Annotated in this window: 5 protein-coding genes; 2 read left to right on the forward strand and 3 right to left on the reverse strand. The window is 48.1% G+C overall.

Translation table 11 applies throughout. The features are described from left to right. On the reverse strand, positions 1–1,455 hold a 1,455-nt coding region (locus B3180_RS06275; RefSeq protein ID WP_286843584.1), incomplete at its 3' end, for a cyanophycinase. Positions 1,456–1,753: 298 nt separating this feature from the next. Between B3180_RS06275 and B3180_RS06280 the strand changes: the two genes are divergently transcribed. Next, the gene (locus B3180_RS06280) at positions 1,754–3,073 is read left to right on the forward strand and encodes a hypothetical protein (RefSeq protein WP_054490265.1); all 1,320 of its coding nucleotides are present in this window, start codon (positions 1,754–1,756) and stop codon (positions 3,071–3,073) included. A gap of 1 nt (position 3,074) precedes the next feature. On the opposite strand, the gene trmL is transcribed toward B3180_RS06280, so the two are convergent. After that, complete coding sequence (gene trmL / locus B3180_RS06285; RefSeq protein WP_199495037.1) at positions 3,075–3,539, reverse strand: tRNA (uridine(34)/cytosine(34)/5-carboxymethylaminomethyluridine(34)-2'-O)-methyltransferase TrmL; 465 nt, start codon at positions 3,537–3,539, stop codon at positions 3,075–3,077. Between the two features lie 54 nt (positions 3,540–3,593). Between trmL and B3180_RS06290 the strand changes: the two genes are divergently transcribed. Further along, the gene (locus tag B3180_RS06290) at positions 3,594–4,520 is read left to right on the forward strand and encodes a cation diffusion facilitator family transporter (protein WP_286843613.1); all 927 of its coding nucleotides are present in this window, start codon (positions 3,594–3,596) and stop codon (positions 4,518–4,520) included. On the opposite strand, the gene B3180_RS06295 is transcribed toward B3180_RS06290, so the two are convergent. Continuing rightward, positions 4,510–4,936, reverse strand: a 427-nt coding sequence (locus B3180_RS06295; protein WP_286843587.1) for a serine aminopeptidase domain-containing protein, incomplete at its 5' end; no start/stop codon positions are given. The genes B3180_RS06290 and B3180_RS06295 overlap by 11 nt on opposite strands.

The following is a 4,936-nucleotide window of genomic DNA, read 5'->3' on the forward strand; positions in this document are numbered from 1 at the left end:
GTCATCACCTTCAGCGAATTCTGCGGTTTGCAGGCCATAAGGGGAAATCACACCTGAAGCGCCGGCAACCAGGTAATGGAAAGTACCGGCTACCGCGTTATCGGTGCCCTGTGCATCTTCTACAAAGAAAGCACCGCGCTCGCCAATAATATCAAACGCCCCAGTTTCAAGATTCACTTCCATCGCGGTGTTTTCATCAATACCAATCGACAAAGGTGTTGAGCTTGCCGCTGCTAAGCGCATTAAGCGACCTTGCCGGCCTCGCTCAGAAAAGTGCGTATCTAAGGTTGCGTAATGGAACAGGCTCAAGCCACCTAACGGATGGTAAGTCAGGCTGTCCGGCCCGACATTCGGCGGACAAGTGGTGTCTAAATCACACCCAAACGGCGGTGGATCAGAGGCAATCGCCCCTTCTTTTATCGCCTGAGCGGTTGTACCGTTAGAGATCATCGGCTTAGAGGTCATGACCGCCGTACCTGCGCTGGTTCCACCAACAACCACTTCTTTTTGCTGAACAGCGGCAATAATCGTTTTCAGCAGATCGCCAGGCTGATTATTCGCCTTAACAAAGGTCGAACGAGTTAAATTCTGGTCGCCACCATTAAAAAACAGTCCGTCGGCCTTCGCTATCATTTCTGCGGCGGCATCAGAGTCTTTGCAAAACGCGACCTGTTCTTTATAACGGTCTCTGTGCACACGGTCACGTTCGTAGGCGCCCAGTTCTTCCTGCTGAATTTTTGCTAGTTCATCGCAACGGCCCTCACGCTGAGCTTTGACTAACGCCGAATCCAAAGGCAGCCAATGCGCTTCAGCTCCCAATTGCTCAAATACACTGCTGTAAAAATCAATAGCGTCATAAGGGTTACGTGATGCAGAGGTCAGAAAATAAATGGTCGGCTTCTGATCATCTCCGGCAACAGACTGAGCCATTTCAACAAACCGCTGAAAAATTGCTTTCGATTCACCTTTCAGGTTTTCATCCAAGTTAACGACTTCGCGGGCAGAGTCAGGAACAGGAAGCTCAATTAAATCGATAATCCGGTTCCATTCCGCGTCTGACAATGCGTTATAAAGCTGCTGTGTCGCACGACGGGTAAATTCACGCAGAAAAACACGTTCAGGAACAATGTCTTCTTTTAAACGCCCATGAATCAATTCCAGCGCATCAGCCACCTTCTTGCGAGTTTCTTCACGGTAAGTTGGCCAAGCCGACTCCGCCGTTGCTTTGGAGCGAAACTTTTTTGACAGATTGAGGTATCTGTCGGTGCGCATGGTGTCCTTATCTATCCAGTCAACGTTGTCGCAATTGTCCGACGCGAAACTGGAACAAGCCTCTAATCCGCCGCCGGCAAGTAATAGATGTCGATAGCTACCATCTTCCTCCGCATTTGAAGGCGCTGTAAAGAGAGACGCCAGCACCGTCAAAGAGAGCAAGGAAAACAACGACTTAACCATAAATAGAACCCCTTTTTACCGACGGCGTGCGCCGCTTAAGTATTTCAATTGACATAGTATAAGACTGCAACGCTAGAGTGTCTGCTACCCAGCTGTCAAATTTAAGACAACAAATTAATGTATTTATTATAGATGTGTCTTGAATTCCCGTTGCACTAACTTATGTAATAGCCACTAGTGACACCGTTGTTAATGGCAGTAACCTTTTGAAAATAAATAGTTTTCAGGGCTCGTGATAGCCATTCTAACACTGCTATACTAACCCCTGATTCACGAAATAAGACCACACTTATAAGCTATGAATTCATCGCTACGTTTTTGCGTCCTGCTACTGTTTCTGGGGAGTCTCCTAACAACCAGTCTCGCGCTCGCTCAGGAGAAACTGGTCTTTCGTGCGCCTGACGAAGGCCCTTTTACGCAATACGTAACAGCAGTTCTTGAAGAAGCTTATGCCAAACTGGATATCAAGCTTGAATATATTGAACTACCTCGCGCTCGTGGTGAGCAGCTAGCGACTGAAGGTACCATTGCTGGTGAGCTTGGAAGAACTGCCATGCTTGAGAACAAGCGTCGCGACCTTCGCCGTATCCCATTTCCATTATTCACTTTCGACATCATAGCTGTCGCTGACAGGCGCGACTGCGGTTACTGCCCATTGTCGAAAATAGAAAGTCTGGCATACGTCGATGGTATGGATTCCATTACTGACGTCGTTGAAAGTCTTCCTCACCAGCCGTCCATAGTAACGCCTATTGATCTCGAACAAGTACTAAAGCTGCTTGAGTCGGGACGCATTCAGTTTGCTTTTATGGGGGACTTCCAGTTTCAAAGTTCGGAATTAAGCGATAACCCACACTTTATTACCCACAAACTGTCCACCGAAACTGGCTTCCATTATCTAAACGAAGAACACGCCCGACTTATTCCTCAGCTCACTTATCAGCTGCAAGAGATGCATGAGAATGGTCGTATGAAAGTGCTTCGTGAAAAGTATGGAATAAAGCCCGAGCCTGCGGTGGAGCCTATTAAACGTCCGGAGCAACTGACGGTTGTTGGCGCCATACACCCCGGCTTACTGAATGCCGACGGCACCGGTAAACTTTGGCAAATAGCAAAGTCAACGTTCCCGATGTTTACTTCTCAACTCAATACCGTTGTCAGTAGCTGGCAACGCAGTATTCAGCTGATCCAGGAAGGCCGTGCTGATGCCCTCATCGGTGTTCGTCCTGATCAAAGAATAGAGAATATTATTCTGTCAAAATACCATGTCGCTTATGACGACAGTGTTTTTCTCTTTACCCTGGAAGAGCCTAACGAAGGCCCTATTTGCATTGCAGGCCCTCGTTTTATGGAAAATTTAGTTGATACTGAGCGCCCTTTTTATCGCGCATCAAACTCTCTTGATTGTTTTGCGCTGCTCGATATGGAAAGGGTGAGTGCGGTTGTGGACTACAAAGATAACCTGCCAGACTGGACAGAACAGCCTTACAAAAAACAAAAATTATCGGATCCTCTGCCACTGTTTGTGGCGTTTTCAGACACGCCACGAGGCCGCTCACTTAGAAGCTTATTCGACACGGTTCTGGCTCAGCAAAGCCCAATAGCCATTGATAAATAAGTTAACAGGCCCCTTTAAAACCATTTTGGCGCCACGCTTCATAGGCAAAAATAGCAACAGAATTTGACAGGTTAAGACTGCGGCTGCTGTCCGCCATAGGCAACCTCAACCAGTTCTCTTCTGGAAAGGTTCTCAGCACTTCCATAGGCAATCCACGGGTTTCGGGGCCAAAAAGCAGAACATCGCCCGCTTCATAATTTACCTCCGCGTAGCTAGTCTTACCTTTTGTCGTGCAGGCAAATATACGATTAACCTTCGTGTTATCTAAAAAGCTTTGCCAGTCTTTGTGAATTTTCACAGAAGCCAGATCATGATAGTCCAAACCGGCACGCCGAACCTTTTTCTCATCCAGCTCAAAACCCAGGGGCTCTATCAAATGCAGGGACATTCCGGTATTCGCCGCCAGACGAATCACATTGCCCGTATTAGGGGGTATTTCAGGCTCAAACAGTACGAGGTGCAACATGGTCGTTTTCATCGCTTCAGTAAAAGCGGTAGAATAGCAGAATATTTTTTAGAAATGTGTACCGGCGCTGTGGCAAATCAGAAAAATTACCAACAAAATTACGCTTTTTGGGTGCGTCTGGCCAGCACGGCATCCGTTGTTGTTGCAATAACCCTCATAAGCATTAAGCTTTTTGCCTGGTTTCAGACCGAATCGGCCAGTATGCTTGCCTCTCTGACAGACTCTATTCTGGACAGTGGCGCCTCGATTTTTAGTTTCTTTGCCATTCGCTATGCGTTACAACCCGCAGATGAAGAGCACCGCTTTGGTCATGGTAAAGCGGAGTCACTGGCCGCTCTGGCGCAAAGCGCGTTTATTGCCGGTTCCAGCNNGCTTATTTTTCACAGTGTGCAGCAATTTATGCAGGGTGGTAGCGTTCCGAAAGTGGGTTACGGCATCGCTGTTTCTGGCATCGCAATTGTCATTACCTTTGTCCTGATTGTTATTCAGCGCATGGCCATTCAGCATACCAATTCTAAAGCCGTACAAGCCGACAACCTTCATTATCAGTCGGACATACTGCTGAACTTAGCGGTTATTGTTGCCTTAATTCTCAGCAGTTACGGTTGGCTCTGGGCCGACAGTATTTTTGCCATTGGTATTGCCGTTTACTTAATTATTGGTGCTGTTCGCATTGGCTGGGATGCCTTTCAGGCACTAATGGACAGAGAGCTTTCAGAGGATCTGCAGGAGCAAATTGGTCGCATTACTATGGCGGTGGATGGTGTCAGAGGCTTTCACGGTTTGCGCACGCGCGAAGCCGGCCCGGTACGCTTTATTCAATTACACATTGAACTGGCTAACGAGTTGTCGTTATTGCGCGCCCACGCCATAGCTGACGATGTTGAGGCGCAGCTTATGAAAGCCTTCCCGGGAGCAGACATCATTGTGCATATGGATCCTGAAATTGTCGCCGTGGTGGAAGGTTCACTTAAGCGTTAACGAGCTCTCGAGTCTCTTCAATGATGGCATCCAACACTGGCTGGCGGAATCTGTCCGTTTCCATCATCAGCTCATGCGATGCGCCCTCAATGGTTTCAAACCGAAAGTACTCCCGGGTGACTGCCGCGGCGACTTTTTTCTGCCCGGCAGCAGAAACAACCTGATCATTACCAGCCTGAAATAAAATGACCGGAATGTGAACATCACTCGCCAGTTGCTGCGCCTTCATGGCTGCACTAACCGCTTCGTAAAGCCAGTTAAAAGTTGGCCCGCCCAGCTGCACCTCAGCGACATTATCGTATACCCTGCGAAAGGTCTGGTAACGCTGTTTGCTGTGAGTAAGAACGTTTTCTTCAAAGGGTACCGCCTGGTAGTCACCCATACCAAAAAAATACCAGGGCTTAGCCAAGTACCGG

It is taken from the genome of Idiomarina sp. UBA4206 (genome assembly GCF_002383015.1).
Lineage (GTDB): Bacteria > Pseudomonadota > Gammaproteobacteria > Enterobacterales > Alteromonadaceae > Idiomarina > Idiomarina abyssalis.

Excerpts from the sequence above, each read along its gene's own strand:
- B3180_RS06280 (WP_054490265.1), top strand. The coding sequence starts at position 1,754 with ATGAATTCATCGCTACGTTTTTGCGTCCTGCTACTGTTTCTGGGGAGT.
- trmL (WP_199495037.1), bottom strand. The coding sequence starts at position 3,539 with ATGTTGCACCTCGTACTGTTTGAGCCTGAAATACCCCCTAATACGGGC.